This is a genomic window from Paenibacillus sp. FSL W8-0439 (assembly GCF_038008995.1).
GTDB classification, from domain to species: Bacteria; Bacillota; Bacilli; order Paenibacillales; family Paenibacillaceae; genus Paenibacillus; species Paenibacillus polymyxa.
Genome location: NZ_JBBPAK010000001.1, coordinates 4,661,185 through 4,678,610 on the forward strand (window position 1 = coordinate 4,661,185; position 17,426 = coordinate 4,678,610).

Consider the following 17,426-nt stretch of genomic DNA (forward strand, 5'->3'; position numbering starts at 1 on the left):
TCGGGATTGTATAAAATCACTATTTATTTATACAAAAAAGAGCCCCTTTCACAGAATGAAAAGGGCCCCACCTTGCGAACCTTTTCTCATCTGCCAAAATCGCTATAACTCTAGCGGTTTTGTAGGAATTAGCACCATATGTTCCCTCCCGGTGCATTACACCGGGAAAGAACGGGTTGCCGGGCTTCATCGGGCCAGTCCCTCCACCTCTCTGGATAAGAAAAATATGTTAAACTCCAGCTTTAGCTGTCCGTTAAGTTTATATAAAAAAAATAATTCAAGCATTTTTCTGAAACTAGGTTTCAGTATAGATAGTTTACATTGCTTTGTCAAAGGATATTTTCTGTCATAATTATGGGCGCACTGCCCGGTTCTCCCATTGTTTCGCAGTATAAGAAAATGCGTTTGATAGCGACTGGCATACCATTTCCAAGCCCTGCTGCAAATCTTCCAGATGGTGATCAAGGTCCTCCAGTTGGATTTTGCCATATAAAGCACGGTGACGTTGCCAGAGATCATCCTGCATTTCCGTGTTCATATAGTGTATTTCCGTATTTCGACGCTTACGCAGGCGATTGATGGCATCGTTGTATGTGTCCTTGATATCATTTAAATTATCAGTCAATACAGAATGCATTTTGAGATACTTGAGCTGTCTCAACACGGTAAAATACGAATAATGCGCCTTATACTGCCCTGTTTTTAAATCATACAAATCATTCATCCAATTACCAAGCTTATCCAAAATAGAGAATACCCGCACAAACCCATCCTTATAAAAGAAAACATACAAAGCATAATCGGATTTTTCCTCCTTGCTCATATCTTCAGCGTATCCGGCTTTCACTTTCATACGGAAAAAGGCGGCAGCATGATGGCTCTGCTCCAGTTCATCCAAAGACGACATCAGACCACGTGTTAAAATATCCGCCTTCCGAAAGTCATGGGTAGGATCACCACTGGCCTGGATTTGCCGTTCCAGCAAATGTAACATGTCTGACATGCTATTCATGGCATCCAGCAGGACGCCATGATTTTCACGTGGGGGCTCGCCCAACAGCTTGCGTATCATGCTTCACGCCTCCTTCATATCTGTAAAATCCGGCTGTTAGATGCTTGAATTGGCGTCAAGCGAAATAACTCGTCCACCGTTGATCTACAAGCTTAACTATATCCTCACGCGGTAGCACCTCATCAGGGTAGCCTGGCTTCATACGTGCATCCACTACAATCGGCAGCTTATAGTTCAGGTGATGCAAACGTACTTCGCTGTCGGCGTACATATCTGTAGCGGGGTTAAAGCGTGTGAATACCGTCCACAGGAACGAGGCTTGGGAGCGAACAACTTCTTTGGCATCGTCCACGATAAAGACAAGCGGCCACTCTTGCTCACCCGCAGCTAATCGCTCCAATACACGCGCAGCGAGTTCAGGCTCCTGCTCAAAGGACGAGCCGGATATAACGAGGCAACCTCCGCAATAGGGTTCGATTTCACGAATTCCCGGCAGATCGCCGCCTTCATAAACGCGAGGCAATTCACGCACAGGTTCGCCTACCCCCATCAGAATCGCCTTGCTGCCGTGATTCAGCTTGCGGCCCGTGTAATCGAGTGTATCGTGAGACGTATGGTTAAAAATAAACAAATCTCTGGCTGGATTAAATCGCTCCAAAATGGTTTCTAGCAACAGGTTAAAGTCGGATAAATCGATCACCCGATCCGTCAGCATCAGGAATTTGGTCAACGACAATTGACCTTGACCCAGAATGGTAAAGCCGGATACCAGCGCTTCACGGGAGTAGCTTTCACGTACGACTGCCGCTGCCAGCGCGTGTACACCTGTTTCTGCATATGCCCATAACGACTTGACGGAAGGCATCACAAGCGGATAGGCGGGCGACAACAGACGTTGCAAAAATTCGCCGAGATAGTAGTCTTCCTGCCGTGGCTTACCTACAATGGTTGCCGGATAAATGGCATCTTTGCGGTGATGCATATGTTTGACATGAAACACAGGGAAATCATGTTGTAATGAGTAATAGCCAAAATGATCGCCAAACGGCCCTTCCGGGCGACGTTCATGAGGCGGCACATAGCCGCTGATCGCAAACTCGGCTTCTGCCGGAATGCGATGGCCTCCAAGCGGGTCTTCTGTCATGGGCAGCTTGCCCCCCATAATCAGAGAAGCCAGCAACAGCTCTGGCAAGTTTTCCGGGGCAGGAGCAATGGCAGACGCAATCAGAGCAGGCGGGCCACCGATGATGATCGTCGTAGGCAACGGCTCATTACGCAGCTCTGCCTCATGATAATGGAAGCCGCCGCCTTTATGGATTTGCCAATGAATCCCTGTCGTCTGATCATCATAAATCTGGATGCGATACATCCCCAAATTATGGTCCTTGGACTGGCCTGGCTTTTCGGTATACACGAGCGGAAGCGTAATGAACGGTCCTCCATCCTCGTGCCAACTGGTTACTCTAGGCAGCGGAGCCAGCGGAGCATCCGTACGGCGAACGCCCAATACAGGAGCTTCGTTATGAGATACTGTTTTTAGTCCTACTTTTAGCATGTCCTTAATCAGGCCACGTTCATTCCACAACGCTTTGGGTGTAGGTGGAAGCAGCGTCTTGGTCGCACCTACAATTGCATCCATCAGTTGCTCTGGACGAGGGCCAAAAGCCATGTCCACACGGCGATTCGTGCCAAACAAATTACTGGCGACAGGAAACGGGGTTCCTTTGACATTGGTAAACAGCAGTGCCGGACCTTCTTCCTCAATGACTCTCCGGTGGATTTCAGCCAGCTCCAAATAAGGATCGACAGGTGCTTCTATAATTTTAAGATCATTTTCTTTTCGCAGCGCTTCAATAAATTGGCGCAAATTCTGGTAGATCAACTGGATGATTCCTCCTAAGCAAATCAAGCCCTCGAGAAACTCGTGGGCCTGGTTTGTTTCTTATGATGTTATTATACGTGTTTCAACGCCTCTTGGGCAAAATACGTTTTATAATGATCTACGAAATGCTTAGGTACGCTGTGCTTGGGTCGGAACAAGCTTGCGGTCCGGTGACAATTGCCATACACGATAGCTCAGATAAGCCAAAATGGAGAACAACGATGCAATCACCAGCATATGTCCCAGCACGATAAACATATAAATTTCAGGTCTGTTGACGTACAGCAGGATAATGCCAATCACCACTTGAAGTATGATCAATACGACCGATACGACACCTAGGGTACGAATATCCCGGTGATTCGGGTGATAACGGTACGAGTAGTGACCCACAGCCAAAATAATGACGAACAGCAGTCCGGCTGAAATCTGATGAAGCAGCAGTGGAGATATGAAGCCCCCAATATTTACAACCTTCTGGATGACCGAATGACTAAGCAACGCTCCTGAATAAACAGCAATATAGGTATAGATCGTTGATAGCCATATAAAGTTACGATAGCCCCGACTGACACGCCCAGGAATCAGACGTGGAGTGTAGCGTGAATCCGCATGCTCCTGCCAGGCTCCCAGCGTCATCATAGTCGCACTGGCAAAAGCGATAAGCGCAAAGCCAAAATGCAGTCCCATGACTGCAGCCGATTGGGAGAAGATGACAGCCAACGCCCCCATCGCACCTTGTATGATAACAAACAATAGCGTAAGCAACGAGAATAGCTGTAAATCCTTCCGATGCTTCATAAACAGCAAAAAGCCGACAAACGAGGCGATAGAAAGAATTCCGGCCATGGCACTGACGGAGCGATGAGAGAACTCAATAAGGGACGCGATGGTATGTGCCGGAACCAGCTTACCATTACAAAGCGGGAATTCTCGTCCACAGCCGAGACCCGAATCCGTTCGCGTCACGACACCTCCACCGAAGGTAGCCAAAAACATGACAATACATGTTACGAGTGCCAGCCATTTTAATATTCTGATTTTGTTATTCAATGAATTCACCCGTATCCTTCCAAATATAATATTTATTCACTTTAGATGTTGTGAAATGATCACTTATAGTAATTATAACTGATATATCGTTCCTTGACATACGAGCTTTGTTGACAAAATGTGAACGTGTCCGTAAGAAAGCCGCCTCCTTCGGAAGGAAGCGGCTTTCTGTATATCGTGATGATTAGGTTTCCCTTCGGAGCCCTCATACATACCGTTATCATTTATTTTGCCAAGTTAGCATGGACTTCTACAGCCCGGTCCAAAAACTGCTCGATTTCCTCGCGGGATTTACGCAGCCTGTTCACCAGACGTACCAGTTCTCGCCCTTCACTGTAAGCGATAAAGCTGGGAATCCCTAGAACATTTTGCTCTTGACTGACACTTTCGGCCTGCTCTACATCAATTTCAATTAATGTAAGCTTGTCTGCATATTGTTGTTCCACATCAGGCATGAACGGATCAATAAAATGACAATCTCCGCACCAGTCCGCCTTAAACACAGCTACCGTTACACCTGAAGTGGATATTGCCTTATTAAAGTCTTCATGAGAGACGATTTTTTGCATACATAATTCCTCCTTGAACTTCTTTTATGCAGGAAATCCTGTAGTTTCTATTGTAACGCCAAGTGAAGCTTTTGCACACTCCCCTATTATGCTCACATGCCGATTGGAAGCCCTCTCATTGAGGCATACTAAAGATATACTTAAGAATCCACATAAGCGACGACATTCTAACAGCATACCCAACATACTTAGTGGAATACGGGGATGCCTGCACTTGAAAGGAGGTTATTTAAACATGTCTCTCACCGAATGGCTCCATGTCGCATCTCGACAGCTTCAGGGAGGGCTCAAGCTACTCGGCTCCGTTCCGCGTTTTGCGGAGGAGGCATGGGAGGGCAAACGTGCGGCCTGGACCGAATCCCGTAAATTACGCTATCCCTTACGTGAACTGCCGTGGGATTATCATTCGGCACAAGCCGCCATGAATGAAGCTGAAGCATTAATGCTGGTGAACGGACCCGCTACGCGTCCCTCTTCTCTTAATATGCCCTTATGCGAAACAGACTGTGAGCTGCTGGAGCGGATCAAGAACGATACAGCACAGGAGAATCGCAGCAACATCACGCGCACTGCCGCTTACCTTGAATGCTATCGTGGCTACCCGGAATTACACTGGGCATTACTGGCCCATCTGGTTTCTCGTAATGGCGGCTATAATATGACTGATCTGAAAGGAGAGCTCATTGGCGACCTGTTTGGCGAACAGGAAAAGGAGTGGCTGTATCGACTACTTGAGCGCTGTAACGCCCTTATTTTTCAGGACGCTTATCCACAGTTGCAGCTTTACATGCACAGCCGTCATTTGGGACGAAGTTGCTTCCATTTGTTGCCCTATTTTCACGTTTCGCCATTCATGAAGCCCTTTTGGGAACGTTTCTGGGCTTGGCGGGATAGTTCTCTTTTGACGGTGGCGCTCATTATTAATGAACAAAACTATATTGAAGGACGTGTCGTGAAAGATCCGTATTTTCAAAAATTTGTGACACACAAGCCGGGCTTTTATTTGCATGACTGGCTTCAGCTCAATCAAGTTATATTTCCGCTTGGGCTAAACGGTGGCCTTGCCGGACTTGTCATGGAGCGTTTCGGCCATCTGGACGAGCGGATCGGCTTTGGCAAAAGTCTCTACGCTATGTTATTTGGCCATCAGCAGGTACTGGATCAGGCATCCGCATTTGCTGCCAGCGTGCCGCATACCGGTTCTCGCAGCGACTATTGGCCGGGACTGTTCACTCCGAATGAACAAAAAGCGCTGCGCTCTCCAGAAGAGAGTGCAACGCTTTTAGCACATGAATGGCTCCCGCCAAGTCAACGTCTGTACAGCCCAGAACTGAACGCCGTCTGGTCAGATACAGCCTATGATCCGATTCCCCGTTATGACTGGTTTCAGGACGGTTCTACACTTGGGCATATTAGTGAACCAAGACGGCCTCTGTTATTTGCTATGCGCCATGAGCATCGCCACGGCATACAAAAAACAGCAATGGCCCATGATGCTCATAACAGCTTTAGGTCCTTTCATTGAACAGAGGAAGGATTCTTTTAGCTTCGTTGTCCAGTGGACTCACGCTGTAGGCGCATTAACGGACGCAATACCTTCTGCAACATACGCGGATAGTTGCCCAGCTCGTCCCTGCGCAATACGCGCAATACAACCAGCAATACCAAGTAGCATACCAGTACAACTGCTCCGGCAATACAGCACGCGATCAAGAAGGCTACACGCGCAGGCATCAGGTGTACCAGCAAAATGCAGGCTTCATTTACTCCGTACCCGATAGCTCCCGAGACTACGACAGCGGTTAGGAAGCCTGCCCAGCGACGGCCCATGATTGAGAAAGTAACAATACCTTTCAGCACACGCAAATTCAGCAACGTAATGACGAGAAAACATAATCCGGTTGCGGCAATAATTCCGTAAATTCCAAGCCAACCAGCCAGCAGCCAGCTCGCTGCCAACTTCACGACGATACCAACCATCACATTGACCATTGAAATACGCGGCTTGCCCATACCGATCAATATCGAATTAGAAGTCATCATCGTAATCTGGAAGATCGTTCCGAGTGTCAAAACAGCGATAATTCCGCTGCCTCCAAGCGAGCTGAACAACAGACCATTAATAGAATATGCAGTTACACATAAAGCCAACACAATCGGCATTCCGGTCAAAATAGAGATACGCAAGGCAAGCGTCATCTGATTTTGTAAATGCTGTTCATCCTTACGGGCAAAAGCCGCCGAAATGATCGGAATGAGCGATTGACTGAGTGCAATGGCCAAAATTGGAGGAATACCTGCCACACTCTGTGCCCTAGAGCCTAGATAACCCAACTGAGTAGTCGCCTGATCCAATCCCACTTGTCCAGACAGCAGTCTAACTACAATCGACGTATCAATAAAATTAACCGCCGGAACCGTCAGAGACGACAATACGATGGGAATAGAGAGCTTAAAAATATCTTTGTAAATCCGCATCATCGGTAACGCGGAGCTTTCCTCTTGGAATTGCTCTTGACGATCTTGGCGATCCTGACGACGCAGTTTCACCGTGTAATACAACATGACCGCCAGAGCGCCGAGGCTTCCCATGACACCCCCAAAGGAGGCACCCGCCGCAACCTCACGATCTCCATAGCCAAGCTTCAAAATAATAAAGGCAAGCAGAATTGCGGTTGCTACCCGTGCGACCTGCTCCACAATTTGTGAAATACCGCCTGCGGTCATATTACCACGTCCTTGGAAGTATCCACGCATCATGGCAATAGCAGGAAACAACAACAAAGCGGGTGCCAAAGCCTGAATAGCCAAAGCAGACTGCGGAACCCCTGCTACATGCTCGGCAAAATAAGGCGCTCCAAAATACAGCAGCGCCGTAATGATAATACCCGCCACGGCCGCGAATATCAAAGCCGCACGATACACACGTCGCGCTTCCGCAGGCCGATCCAGTGCGTAGCGTTCCGAAACCATTTTACTCAGTGTGCTAGGAATACCGGCCGTAGCAACCGTGAGCAGCATCAAATAAGCGTTGTTCGCAATGGTAAACGAGGCGTTCCCCACGGAGCCGAGCAAATGCTCCAATGGAACGCGCTGTACCAGACCAAGCACTCTGGCCACCAAAGCGGCAGCGGCTAAAATAAGCGTACCTTTAAGGAATGTTTCTTTATTGGACAAAATGCGTTCCCTTCTTTCTTGCTGTTCACATGCATGCAAAAGCTCCGCGAAAAACAGTCATGGCCTGAGCCATCACCGGTGCGGAGCCGCATGTCGATTCTGTCTCTGTAAATCATAATAAACGAATCTCAGGTTAAAACACCCAAATTAAGAATACAATAATCATGGCAAGCTGCAAAATTACTTTCATCACGGTGCTAGTAAATAGGCCCAAGACGGAGCCAAAGCCCACTTTTATAGCTCGATCCAGCGGGGCTTTACCAATCAGCTCACCCAGCACAGCACCGATAAATGGTCCCAAAATCAAACCGAATGCTGGAATAACAAAGGGGCCAATAATGATTCCCACAGTACTAAGGATCGCTGACAGACGCGAGCCGCCAAATCGCTTCACTCCCCACGCATTCACAGCATAATCCGCAATAAAAAGGGCAACGACGATTAGTGTTTGTATAATCCAAAACAATGCATTGTATGGAGCAAACGAGAAAAACCAGCCGTATACAAAAAATGCAAAATAAATGGCGAGCGCCCCCGGCAATACGGGATACACCGCTCCCGCCATGCCTACAATGAACAGTACAATGACAACAATCCAACCTAAAACGTCCATGGGCCTCCTCCTTCTCGTCTATTCATCTTGCTTGTGCACCATCATTTTATTACACAAGCACATAATCTCGAATCACTTCTACAATGCCGTCCTCATTATTCGAAGCCACAACCACATTAGCGGCTTCTTTTACCGTATCCTGAGCATTCCCCATCGCTACACCCAGTCCAGCCGCTTGAATCACAGCCAGGTCATTCAAACTATCACCTACGGCAACCACCTGCTCCATGGTAATGTAGAGCAGGTCGCACACTTCAGCGATGCCACTGGCTTTGGATATACCAGCTGGATTAATTTCCAGATTCGTCATCGAAGAATTGGAAATTTCAAGTCCCCCCATATCCTGAAGCTTGAGCAAAATTTGATGGCGAATTTCGTCATTTTCCGTATTATAACCGAATTTGAGCCATTCCTGTGTGTCCAATGTGTCCGGCCAACGATCTCTGTTGTATAACTCCTCGGTTGAGTAAGCCCAGAACCAGGAGCCTGTTTCTACGGCAATCTGGTGCATCTTGCGAATAAGCTCCTTATCAAGTAAATAGCGGCGCCACAATTCGTGAGGTGATTTCCATACTTCACTGCCGTTTACAGTTACCATTGGCGTCTCTAGGCCGAGTTGCTGACCGTAAGGTAAAGCATGCATCGCTGCACGTCCAGTAGACAAGCATACATGAATCCCTTCCTGAATCGCCTTATTAATCCAATTAATCGTTTCCAAGCTTATTTCATGATTATCGTTCAGTAAAGTTCCATCCATGTCGAGCGCAAGCAGTTTGTATTTATATTGGTTTTCTCCCATGGTCTCTCTTCCTCCTGTTGTCCCTTATGTCCAACGACATTTTACCATGAAAAAGAGAAGCCCACAAAAGTATTCAAGTCCTTAATTCGCTGCCAGAGGCTTTTTGGGAATACCATCAAGCCCGTATACTTCGTCATATGCATCAAATATTTTACGCGCAACGGGTCCCGCGCTCGTCGCACCAAAGCCCCCCTCCGGGATGATCACGGCTACAGCCAGCTTCGGATTTTGACGCGGAGCAAAAGCGATAAATACCCCATTATCTTTAACCGTACGTCCCACCACCTGCTGAGAAGTCCCCGTTTTGCGGGCATAGTCATAGGGAAATCCGTTAAAGGCTTTAACATCGGTAGCCATGCCGCGAATCACAGTATTCCAGTACGTATCTGAAAAAGCGACCTCATTCAGCACCTTCGGCTTAAACTCACGTACGAGATTCCCCTGGTCATCCACAATTTTACTGACTAGATGAGGCTGCATTCGCTTGCCCTTGGTTGCCAGTACAGTCGTATACTGGGCCAGCTGCATCGCTGTATATTTCCCCTGCTGACCAAAGGATGCCTGTACCAAACGTGTCAGTGCACTTTCATGCTTACTGGTGTACTCCAGTCTGCCTGCCCACTCACCGGGCAGATCGACTTCCGTCGGTACACCCAGTCCAAATTGCTTCATATACTTGTCCCATACATCAATTCCCTGATGCATTCCTGCATTACTTCCGTATTTGGCATACAGCGGCTTGCCGATCATATCGACCATGAACGTATTTGACGAGACCTCAATCGCCCTACTAGGTGTTAGTGAACCATACACATGTCCGCCTGAATTACCGACTCGGCTGGAGCGATTTTTTCCATAGTACGCACTTCCTGTATCCTGATATGTTTGTCCAGGCGAAAACAGATTTTCCTTCAACCCGATCAGCACAGTCAGCGGCTTAATGGTTGAACCCAGCAGAACCGAGGATTCCGGGTGCGGACCCACTTTTCCACTAGGTACAGATTTAATCGTTCCGTTCCCCATTTTATGCTGAATATCGTCATACACTGAAGGCGACGCACTTCCCGTTTTCCATACATTCGAGTCATAGTCCGGCATGCTGGCCATTGCTACGATATGTCCGGTCTCTACCTCCATCGCTACAGCGAAGCCAGTAGTTGCATCCTGATGAAGTTTACCCGATACGGCATGGGTACGAAGCCAGCGGAGTTGATCCATAATCGCCTGTTCGGTTTTTTGTTGAATTTCCTTGTTGATGGTAGAGTACAGATGATGACCTTTCGCTGGAGGTGTAATGGATCTAATGCCCTCCGGCATGCTTCGAGGGTTAACCTCTACTGTTTTATAGCCATTTTTCCCTCTTAACTCGTCTTGATACTGAAGCTCCAAGCCATCATATCCGACAATTTCGCTTTCCGAATACACTTGTTCCGGTCTTAGAACCTCCGAATTGGCTTCATACAACTCTTTATATTTGGGTCGGTTCGCCCGAGCTCCTTTGAATTTGTACATATATCCAATCGTTTGCACTGCCACTCGATCCGAGTCATAATGGCGTACACTTTCTTCTATAACCTCTACACCTGGAAACTCTGTTCGATGCTCCAGAAAATAAGCGATTTCCTTCTGACTCAGGTTGGATTTGACCAAACGTGGGGTGAATCCCCTATATTGAATATAATCCGGGTCGAGTCGTTGTATAATTTCCTTTGCATCAAGTCGCTCTCCTTCGCTATGCCCCAACTCGTTTAATTTGCTAGCAAGTTTGCCAGCAAAAGCATTAAGCTCAGGGAGCAGCTTATCCGCCGGCTTGCGGTCTTTCTCCGTACGTTTGCTGTAATCCTTAGGCAAAGTCACATACAGGGATTGCATTGGAGTCGAATATGCCAGTCTAACCTTACCCGTGGAGTCATAAATCGTACCGCGACTCGGGGTTAGCGGAACATTTTTTGTATTTATGGATTGCTGCTGGCCCTTCAGCTCCTCTGATTGTATAAACTGCAATACAGCTAGTCTGGTAATGATCAGGGCAAACAGCACAAAAACACTAAAAAACAGTAGGTTGGTTCGTAAAACCGTCCGCTGTTTTCGCGTTTCTTCGTCCTCTTCACCAATTTTCTTTTTGAATGAAAATTTTTTATCCAAACTTCCTCTGTCCATATTAGCTGATCATTACTCCTTCCAACAGGTCTCATATTCCTGATCCTACCATATTTGAAACAAGAAACAAGGAAATCCAAGATGACAATTTTGTAAGAAAACGTATAAAAAAACACAAAAAAGCTTTCCTCAGCTCAATGGCTAAGGAAAGCTTACCTGAAATAATATCTGTATAAAAATGATTATGGCTGTTTGGCTGTATTAGGATCGGCTGTCGCTGCATCCTTTTTCTTTGGAACACCGTCCAAACCGTACACTTCGTCGTAAGCATCAAAGATTTTACGTGCCACAGGTCCGGCGCTCCAAGCTCCGAAGCCTCCTTCAGGAATGACAACTGCTACTGCAAGTTTAGGATTCTGACGTGGTGCAAAGGCGATAAATACCCCGTTATCTTTCAGTTCCCTGCCTACACTCTGCTGAGATGTCCCCGTTTTGCGAGCAAAGTCATACGGAAAACCTTTAAATGCGCTGACATCTGTTGCCATACCGCGTATGACTTCATTCCAGTAGGCATCCGGGAATTTCACTTCATTTAGCACCTTCGGTTTAATTGTTTGAACTACATTACCGTTGGTATCTTTAATTTGGCTGACCAAATGGGGCTCCATCCGTTTGCCCTTGGTAGCCAATACTGCTGTATATTGTGCAAGCTGAAGCGTTGTATATTTACCCTGCTGACCAAAAGAAGCATATGCCAGTTTAGATAATGAGGACTCTTTCGAATTATGAGCATACTCTCTGCGACCAGACCATTCACTTGGTAAATCCACACCTGTAGACACACCTAGCCCAAACTCCTTCATATAGCGGTCCCATACATTCACACCCTGATCTTCCTTGGCATTATTAATGTATTTGTTATACAATCTCTTACCTACCATATCGACCATAAATGCATTCGAGGAATGCCGTATGGCAGAAGCCGGGTCCAACCCGCCATACACGTGGCCAGAAGAGTTCCGTACTCGTGAAGAATTGTTACGCCCAAAATAGGCTGCTCCTGTATCCTGGTAGTAAGATGAAGTACTGAATAAACCTTCCTCCAGACCTATTAACACTGAAAGTGGTTTAATGGTGGAACCGAGCAGGACAACTGACTCTGGATGCTGGCCCGGTTGACCTGATCCAAAGGAGCGGATAGTACCATTTAAATATACATTTTGAATTTTTTTATAGTTATCATTGGATATATTTCCAGTTTGCCAATAATTTGCATCGTAATCCGGCATACTAGCCATAGCTACCACATTTCCTGTATCTACTTCCATCGCTACAGCGAAGCCTGTTTTGGCATAAGGATGAGTCTTGCCAGACACAGCGTGTGAATGGAGCCATCTCAATTGATCCGTAATGGCTTCTTCTGTTTTAACCTGAATCTCTTTATTAATCGTGGAATAAATGTTGTTCCCTTTTTGCGGAGGAGTAACAGAATCTACACCCTCCGGCATGTTTCGAGGATCAATCGGAACCGTTTTATAGCCATTTTTCCCTCGTAATTGTTCCTGATATTGATATTCCAGTCCATCAAAGCCAACAGATTCATTATCCATATAAATGAGGCCCGGATCATTTTCAGCTGACATGGATTTTTGAATATTCTTATATTTATCCAACGTTTCACGCGCACTTTTGTAGCTTTTAATATAACCGACCGCTTGAACAGCTACCGTATCAGGATCGTAATGACGTACCGTCTCTTCAACGACATCTACGCCTGGAAACTCACTCTTATGCTGCATAAAATAGGCAACTTCATCTTTATTAAGATTCGTTTTAATCAGACGCGGCGTAAAACCGCTAAATCGTTGATAGTTCCGATCCATAGCGTCCATAATTTGTTCTGCCGTCATTTGCGGCTCATCTTTATCGCCGTATTGAGCAAATCGATTCGCCAGCTTTTGTGTCATATTCTCCAGCTCAGGCAACAGCTTTTTATCAGGATTACGCTTTTCTTCCAAGCTGTCACTATAGTTTTTGGAGAGTGTGATATACAGCGATTGTACAGGTGTCGAATACGCCAGTCTGTTCTGGCCGGTTGAATCATAAATCGTTCCGCGAATCGGCGTAAGTGGTACATTTTTAGTAACATTACTGGCCTCCTGCTGCTTGAGCTGAGGTCCATCTACAAATTGAAGTATCGCCAGTCTTACAATTATGACTGTAAATATAATGAACGAGCTGAAAAAGAACAGATTAATCCGGAAGCTAAATCTTTTTCGGTCGGATGTCTCATTGTCTTTTCCTTGCTCGTTGTCCATCTTTCTCATGTGCCCTTTTCCACTCCTTCTTAAATCACTTTATCCTTGATATGTGTTTGGGCAAAACCGGGCGGGTTAAACCAGTCTCCACTTTGTGCCCAGGTCGGGTCTAGCGGTACCCACTGATGCTGTCCGCTCAAATATACCTCATTCCAGGCATGAGACCCGTATCCTCCCTGTCCGTTGTATCCAAGACCTGTTACGACCTTGACCTGTAGTCCCTGCGAACGAGCCATCATTGAGTACAGGCGGGCATAATCAATGCACACTCCTTTACGTGTATCAAACGTATCTCGGGGAGTCTGTTCATGCCAGTCACCACGTTGCTCATAGGCTTCCACCTTACTGTAATCATAGCTAATGCGGGTGCCTACCCATTCATACAACGCTCTGGCTTTTTGCTCGTCACCGCTAGCCCCTTCTGTAATCTTGGCCGCTGCCTGAACGATATCGCTTGGAATGTCTCGGTCAATTATTTCGTATTTGCGCTGCATGATACCATTCAATTCCTTGGTAACAGCTTGCGTAAATACAGGGAGCTTATCCTTAATCAGAGTCCCGGACAACGGCTCAATGACCGATTGCGCACCTTGCTTATAAATCGGCGAAGCTTGTACGTAGCTGCTAAACCCGCTGTCTGGGTACAGACTTACGCCTATGAACAGCAGGGCTATGATCATCATGGCGCGAGCTCCACCAATAAGAGTACCTATGCCGGCCCCTGCCACCCTGCTGAAAAAGCCCGATTTTTGGGGATGCTCATGGAGAGAGGAATCTGATTTGCCACCTACCATCAGCACATAAATGGCACGCAGTATAAACTGGGCGATAGCATAACTGAGCATGAACAATACGGCAAACCGCAGCAGTGGAAAACCCTCTATCCCCGCCACAAGCGTATAATAAAATTGCTCAATCCCACTTAGTTTTCGCTGTGGCAAATGCTCCATGTAAGCTGCCAGCCATTGCTGCACCTTTGGTGAAAGCCACATGGCTAACCCGAGCGAGCACAAAATACCCGCCACAGTGAGTATGCCATCCACAATGAGACTAAACAGCGCACCTACAGATCTGGAGGCTCCTCGCCTCCACCCCTGTATCAACGACAATACTACGATGGCGATCAGAAACACCGTCACGCCATTCCAATGAAGAATAGACTCCAGCCAGGATGGATTCATTGTGTTCCTCCTGTCTTTACGGCGACTGTGGCGGCTGTGCAGCAGCCAAGTCTTTCGCGCTTTCGATATATTTCTTGACTGTGTCACTCATACTCCATTCGCCCAGCGACATTCCCTGAAACCATACCTTGACCTTGTTCCCCTCAAACGGACCTTTTACTTTCAGGTTGGAACTGGTCACTGTAAATGTACCATCTCCGTTGGAGGTGTATTTGGCATTTTGCCCCTCTTTTATCATCATGTTCAAAGCCTCGCTCTGAACCTTGTTAATTGCGTCATCCTTTGCCTGAGTCACGACCTTGCCGACCTGTTCAAAGGAAATGCCACTGTAGATAAGTAAGCCTGCAATTACGACGATGACAATCAGCCATTTTATGAGAGTTCTTACAACCTTCAATATGACTAACAATAGGACAAGCCCAATTAATATATACAGCCAGTTATCCTGAACGATCTGCCAATTATGTTCCAAAAACTCTGACCAGACGTTCTTATCCATTCGCTACACTCCCGTTTCCAACTACATGATTCAAATTGCAAAATTGTCTCTGTAATTATACATGATTACGCAATGTCCTGTCAGCTTAGGTCTTATACATACCTTGTCATTCAATTCTTGTCCATACAAAGTGGTCTATGTTCGTCCATTCTGGCGTACAACTTAGGAAGGGCCATTACGAAGTAAGATGGAAGTTTACATTAAGGAAAGGGGGTCATTCACATGAAAACAGCCCTCTGGCTGTATCTCTTCTTGTTCATTGCCTTTTTTGATCTGCATGCACAATATCCTATTTTGACACCATTCGCAATCTCTCTGGGGGCAGCCCCTACCTTTATCGGTTGGATGATGGGGATTTACTCTCTAACTCACCTGCCTGGTAACTTGATGGCAGGTCCCAAAGTCGACAAACACGGCAGTCGCCGATATATTATGTTCAGCCTGACAGCTGCAGGCCTGATCCTGATCATTCAATCGTACATCCATACACCGTGGGAATTGCTTTTTCTGCGTGCGATTAGTGGTTATGTGTTGGCCTTTTTATCTCCAGCCTGTCTGGCCATGCTGGCGCAACTGTCCGATCATCCGGTTACGCAGGGCAAATATATGTCGGGACATGGTGTTGTCCATACGTTGGCCTCAGTTCTATCTCCAGCTGCAGGCGCATTTATCGTAGCCAGCTTTGGCTTTAGCGAGACATTTAGCTCCCTTGGTATCATTCTCGTAATCACGGGGCTTATGGCTTATTTCACCTTACCCAAAAAAGCACCCGCTCCACAGGCCCAATTATCTGATGGTCATACGACACCTGCTCCACAGTCAGCAGCACAGACGCGGTTACCCTTCAATTGGCGTTATCTGCTTCTACCTTTTGTTTTGGCGTGCGCACAAGGCATTTTATTTTACGAGATCCCATTACGAAATAACGGTTCTGCGTCCATGATGTCCACCGGATTGCTCTTTTCCATCATCAGTTTGGGAGCACTCTGTACGCTCAGTTTGCTTTTTCTGAACAAATATTCACCGATGGTAAGGTTAATTTGCGGCATTATTCTGATGTCTTTAAGCTTCTACGCACTCGCCACCACGCCTGAAGCGACCATAGGTATCATCCTGTTTATTTTGGGAACAGCCAAAGGCATCATTTTTCCAGCGCTGGCCTCTCTTTTCATACGAATCGGAGGGGCTCGATTGGGCAAAACCTTTGCCCTACAATCCATTGCAACGTCTATCGGCTCCTTTGCCGGGCCTGTACTGGCGGGTCAGCTTCCGGATCACATATCTCCTTTTTTTATCGCATTTCTAATTTTGATGACTGGTCTACTATTCGTTCCTGTTCAGCGATTATCTCCTACACCACCACTATCTGCCTCGGGTCCTTACCATTCCTAATTATAACTAAGGGGCCATGCTGAGATGCTACCTTTAAAGCCCAAAATACGTTCTAGAGGGCTTACGCACAGTACCTAATACCCTGCTCCTCATAGACTAATTTGACTGAACAATTCAATACAAAGGGAGGTGCAGCCCATGAGCCACTGTCATCCTGTAAGCCCTTGCCCTGTTTTTGGAACTTCAACTGGTACCATTCTTGTTCTTTATATTCTGCTCGTCATCATTCTTCGTACTTGCTGGTTCTAATGTTCTAATTAGCCCTAACATCCGGCTTTGTAACCCATGCCTGCCACTTACGGCAGGCTGTTTTGTTGTTTTTTGCATGAGAACCCCTTTTAGAGCTAAACTATACACATATTCTTTCATTTCCCGGGGAATTTCGAGCACAGGCATCAAGCAAGGGGTGAGCAAAATGGCGATAACCGTGATTGTCGAAGGAAAAAATGACCGCAGTAAACTCCGCCGATTACTCGATCCGGAGGTCAACATTTTATGCACCTTCGGCACACTAAACTCAATAAAATTAGAATCCCTCCGCCAGCGGACCAAGCATGACGAAATATTTTTATTTATGGACAACGACAGCTCAGGGAAAAAAATAAGAGGTGTGCTTGCAGACGCTTTTCCGGATGCCCTTCATATGTATACACGCAAAGGCTATGCAGGCGTAGAAGGTACTCCAGATGAATATGTAATTGCCCAGCTGGAAAAAGCAGGGCTTGAGGAATACATTGTATACCCTCCTGTTCTTTAGTCCTGCAAATAACAAAAAAGCTGTCCTCAGGTCAATTTCATGCCTGTTGGACAGCTCTATATAGTACAGCTTCT

14 protein-coding genes, 1 pseudogene and 1 riboswitch are annotated in these 17,426 nt (G+C 46.6%); of the genes and pseudogenes, 4 read left to right on the forward strand and 11 right to left on the reverse strand.

Going from position 1 to position 17,426, the window contains the following annotated elements; all coding sequences use genetic code 11:
* Nucleotides 1-83: 83 nt before the first annotated feature.
* A riboswitch (SAM riboswitch) is annotated at nucleotides 84-222 on the reverse strand.
* Between the two features lie 130 nt (nucleotides 223-352).
* The 4 genes from MKX36_RS20085 to MKX36_RS20100 form a co-directional block, all read right to left on the reverse strand.
* A complete protein-coding gene (locus MKX36_RS20085) occupies nucleotides 353-1,072 on the reverse strand; it encodes a Cthe_2314 family HEPN domain-containing protein (protein ID WP_340865448.1) in 720 nt (239 codons plus the stop codon).
* Between the two features lie 55 nt (nucleotides 1,073-1,127).
* A complete protein-coding gene (locus MKX36_RS20090) occupies nucleotides 1,128-2,894 on the reverse strand; it encodes a UbiD family decarboxylase (RefSeq protein WP_017427280.1) in 1,767 nt (588 codons plus the stop codon).
* Between the two features lie 129 nt (nucleotides 2,895-3,023).
* A complete protein-coding gene (locus tag MKX36_RS20095) occupies nucleotides 3,024-3,956 on the reverse strand; it encodes a COX15/CtaA family protein (protein ID WP_013372916.1) in 933 nt (310 codons plus the stop codon).
* Between the two features lie 215 nt (nucleotides 3,957-4,171).
* On the reverse strand, nucleotides 4,172-4,516 hold the full coding sequence (locus MKX36_RS20100) for a thioredoxin family protein (protein WP_016820001.1): 345 nt from the start codon (nucleotides 4,514-4,516) through the stop codon (nucleotides 4,172-4,174).
* A 235-nt stretch (nucleotides 4,517-4,751) separates the two neighbouring features.
* Here MKX36_RS20100 and MKX36_RS20105 point away from each other — a divergent pair, with 235 nt between their 5' ends.
* Complete coding sequence (locus MKX36_RS20105) at nucleotides 4,752-6,041, forward strand: DUF2515 family protein (protein ID WP_025365770.1); 1,290 nt, start codon at nucleotides 4,752-4,754, stop codon at nucleotides 6,039-6,041.
* Nucleotides 6,042-6,058: 17 nt separating this feature from the next.
* On the opposite strand, the gene MKX36_RS20110 is transcribed toward MKX36_RS20105, so the two are convergent.
* The 7 genes from MKX36_RS20110 to MKX36_RS20140 form a co-directional block, all read right to left on the reverse strand.
* A complete protein-coding gene (locus MKX36_RS20110; protein ID WP_016819999.1) occupies nucleotides 6,059-7,693 on the reverse strand; it encodes a putative polysaccharide biosynthesis protein in 1,635 nt (544 codons plus the stop codon).
* Nucleotides 7,694-7,826: 133 nt separating this feature from the next.
* Nucleotides 7,827-8,306, reverse strand: coding sequence for a DUF456 domain-containing protein (locus MKX36_RS20115; RefSeq protein ID WP_058830393.1), 480 nt, complete (start codon nucleotides 8,304-8,306; stop codon nucleotides 7,827-7,829).
* Nucleotides 8,307-8,355: 49 nt separating this feature from the next.
* A complete protein-coding gene (locus MKX36_RS20120; protein WP_340865450.1) occupies nucleotides 8,356-9,105 on the reverse strand; it encodes a Cof-type HAD-IIB family hydrolase in 750 nt (249 codons plus the stop codon).
* Nucleotides 9,106-9,186: 81 nt separating this feature from the next.
* Nucleotides 9,187-11,265: a peptidoglycan D,D-transpeptidase FtsI family protein gene (locus MKX36_RS20125; protein WP_126666231.1), complete on the reverse strand. Its 2,079-nt coding sequence runs from the start codon at nucleotides 11,263-11,265 to the stop codon at nucleotides 9,187-9,189.
* A gap of 182 nt (nucleotides 11,266-11,447) precedes the next feature.
* Nucleotides 11,448-13,532, reverse strand: coding sequence for a peptidoglycan D,D-transpeptidase FtsI family protein (locus MKX36_RS20130; RefSeq protein WP_250251274.1), 2,085 nt, complete (start codon nucleotides 13,530-13,532; stop codon nucleotides 11,448-11,450).
* A 20-nt stretch (nucleotides 13,533-13,552) separates the two neighbouring features.
* Nucleotides 13,553-14,704: a transglutaminase domain-containing protein gene (locus tag MKX36_RS20135; RefSeq protein WP_016819994.1), complete on the reverse strand. Its 1,152-nt coding sequence runs from the start codon at nucleotides 14,702-14,704 to the stop codon at nucleotides 13,553-13,555.
* Nucleotides 14,705-14,720: 16 nt separating this feature from the next.
* Entirely contained in the window at nucleotides 14,721-15,203 is a 483-nt protein-coding gene (locus MKX36_RS20140; RefSeq protein WP_340865454.1) for a hypothetical protein, read from the reverse strand.
* A 222-nt stretch (nucleotides 15,204-15,425) separates the two neighbouring features.
* Between MKX36_RS20140 and MKX36_RS20145 the strand changes: the two genes are divergently transcribed.
* The 3 genes and pseudogenes from MKX36_RS20145 (at nucleotide 15,426) to MKX36_RS20155 (ending at nucleotide 17,352) form a co-directional block, all read left to right on the forward strand.
* The gene (locus tag MKX36_RS20145; protein WP_016819992.1) at nucleotides 15,426-16,595 is read left to right on the forward strand and encodes an MFS transporter; all 1,170 of its coding nucleotides are present in this window, start codon (nucleotides 15,426-15,428) and stop codon (nucleotides 16,593-16,595) included.
* A 180-nt stretch (nucleotides 16,596-16,775) separates the two neighbouring features.
* Nucleotides 16,776-16,844 (forward strand): annotated as a pseudogene (locus tag MKX36_RS20150) (YjcZ family sporulation protein); the annotation flags it as partial.
* Between the two features lie 166 nt (nucleotides 16,845-17,010).
* Nucleotides 17,011-17,352: a toprim domain-containing protein gene (locus MKX36_RS20155; protein ID WP_017427271.1), complete on the forward strand. Its 342-nt coding sequence runs from the start codon at nucleotides 17,011-17,013 to the stop codon at nucleotides 17,350-17,352.
* Nucleotides 17,353-17,426: the final 74 nt, after the last annotated feature.

Bases quoted from the DNA above. Each gene is read 5' to 3' on its own strand.
- MKX36_RS20085 (WP_340865448.1), bottom strand. From the start codon at position 1,072: ATGATACGCAAGCTGTTGGGCGAGCCCCCACGTGAAAATCATGGCGTC.
- MKX36_RS20100 (WP_016820001.1), bottom strand. From the start codon at position 4,516: ATGCAAAAAATCGTCTCTCATGAAGACTTTAATAAGGCAATATCCACT.
- MKX36_RS20105 (WP_025365770.1), top strand. From the start codon at position 4,752: ATGTCTCTCACCGAATGGCTCCATGTCGCATCTCGACAGCTTCAGGGA.
- MKX36_RS20115 (WP_058830393.1), bottom strand. From the start codon at position 8,306: ATGGACGTTTTAGGTTGGATTGTTGTCATTGTACTGTTCATTGTAGGC.
- MKX36_RS20120 (WP_340865450.1), bottom strand. From the start codon at position 9,105: ATGGGAGAAAACCAATATAAATACAAACTGCTTGCGCTCGACATGGAT.
- MKX36_RS20125 (WP_126666231.1), bottom strand. From the start codon at position 11,265: ATGGACAGAGGAAGTTTGGATAAAAAATTTTCATTCAAAAAGAAAATT.
- MKX36_RS20130 (WP_250251274.1), bottom strand. From the start codon at position 13,532: ATGAGAAAGATGGACAACGAGCAAGGAAAAGACAATGAGACATCCGAC.
- MKX36_RS20135 (WP_016819994.1), bottom strand. From the start codon at position 14,704: ATGAATCCATCCTGGCTGGAGTCTATTCTTCATTGGAATGGCGTGACG.
- MKX36_RS20140 (WP_340865454.1), bottom strand. From the start codon at position 15,203: ATGGATAAGAACGTCTGGTCAGAGTTTTTGGAACATAATTGGCAGATC.
- MKX36_RS20145 (WP_016819992.1), top strand. From the start codon at position 15,426: ATGAAAACAGCCCTCTGGCTGTATCTCTTCTTGTTCATTGCCTTTTTT.
- MKX36_RS20155 (WP_017427271.1), top strand. From the start codon at position 17,011: ATGGCGATAACCGTGATTGTCGAAGGAAAAAATGACCGCAGTAAACTC.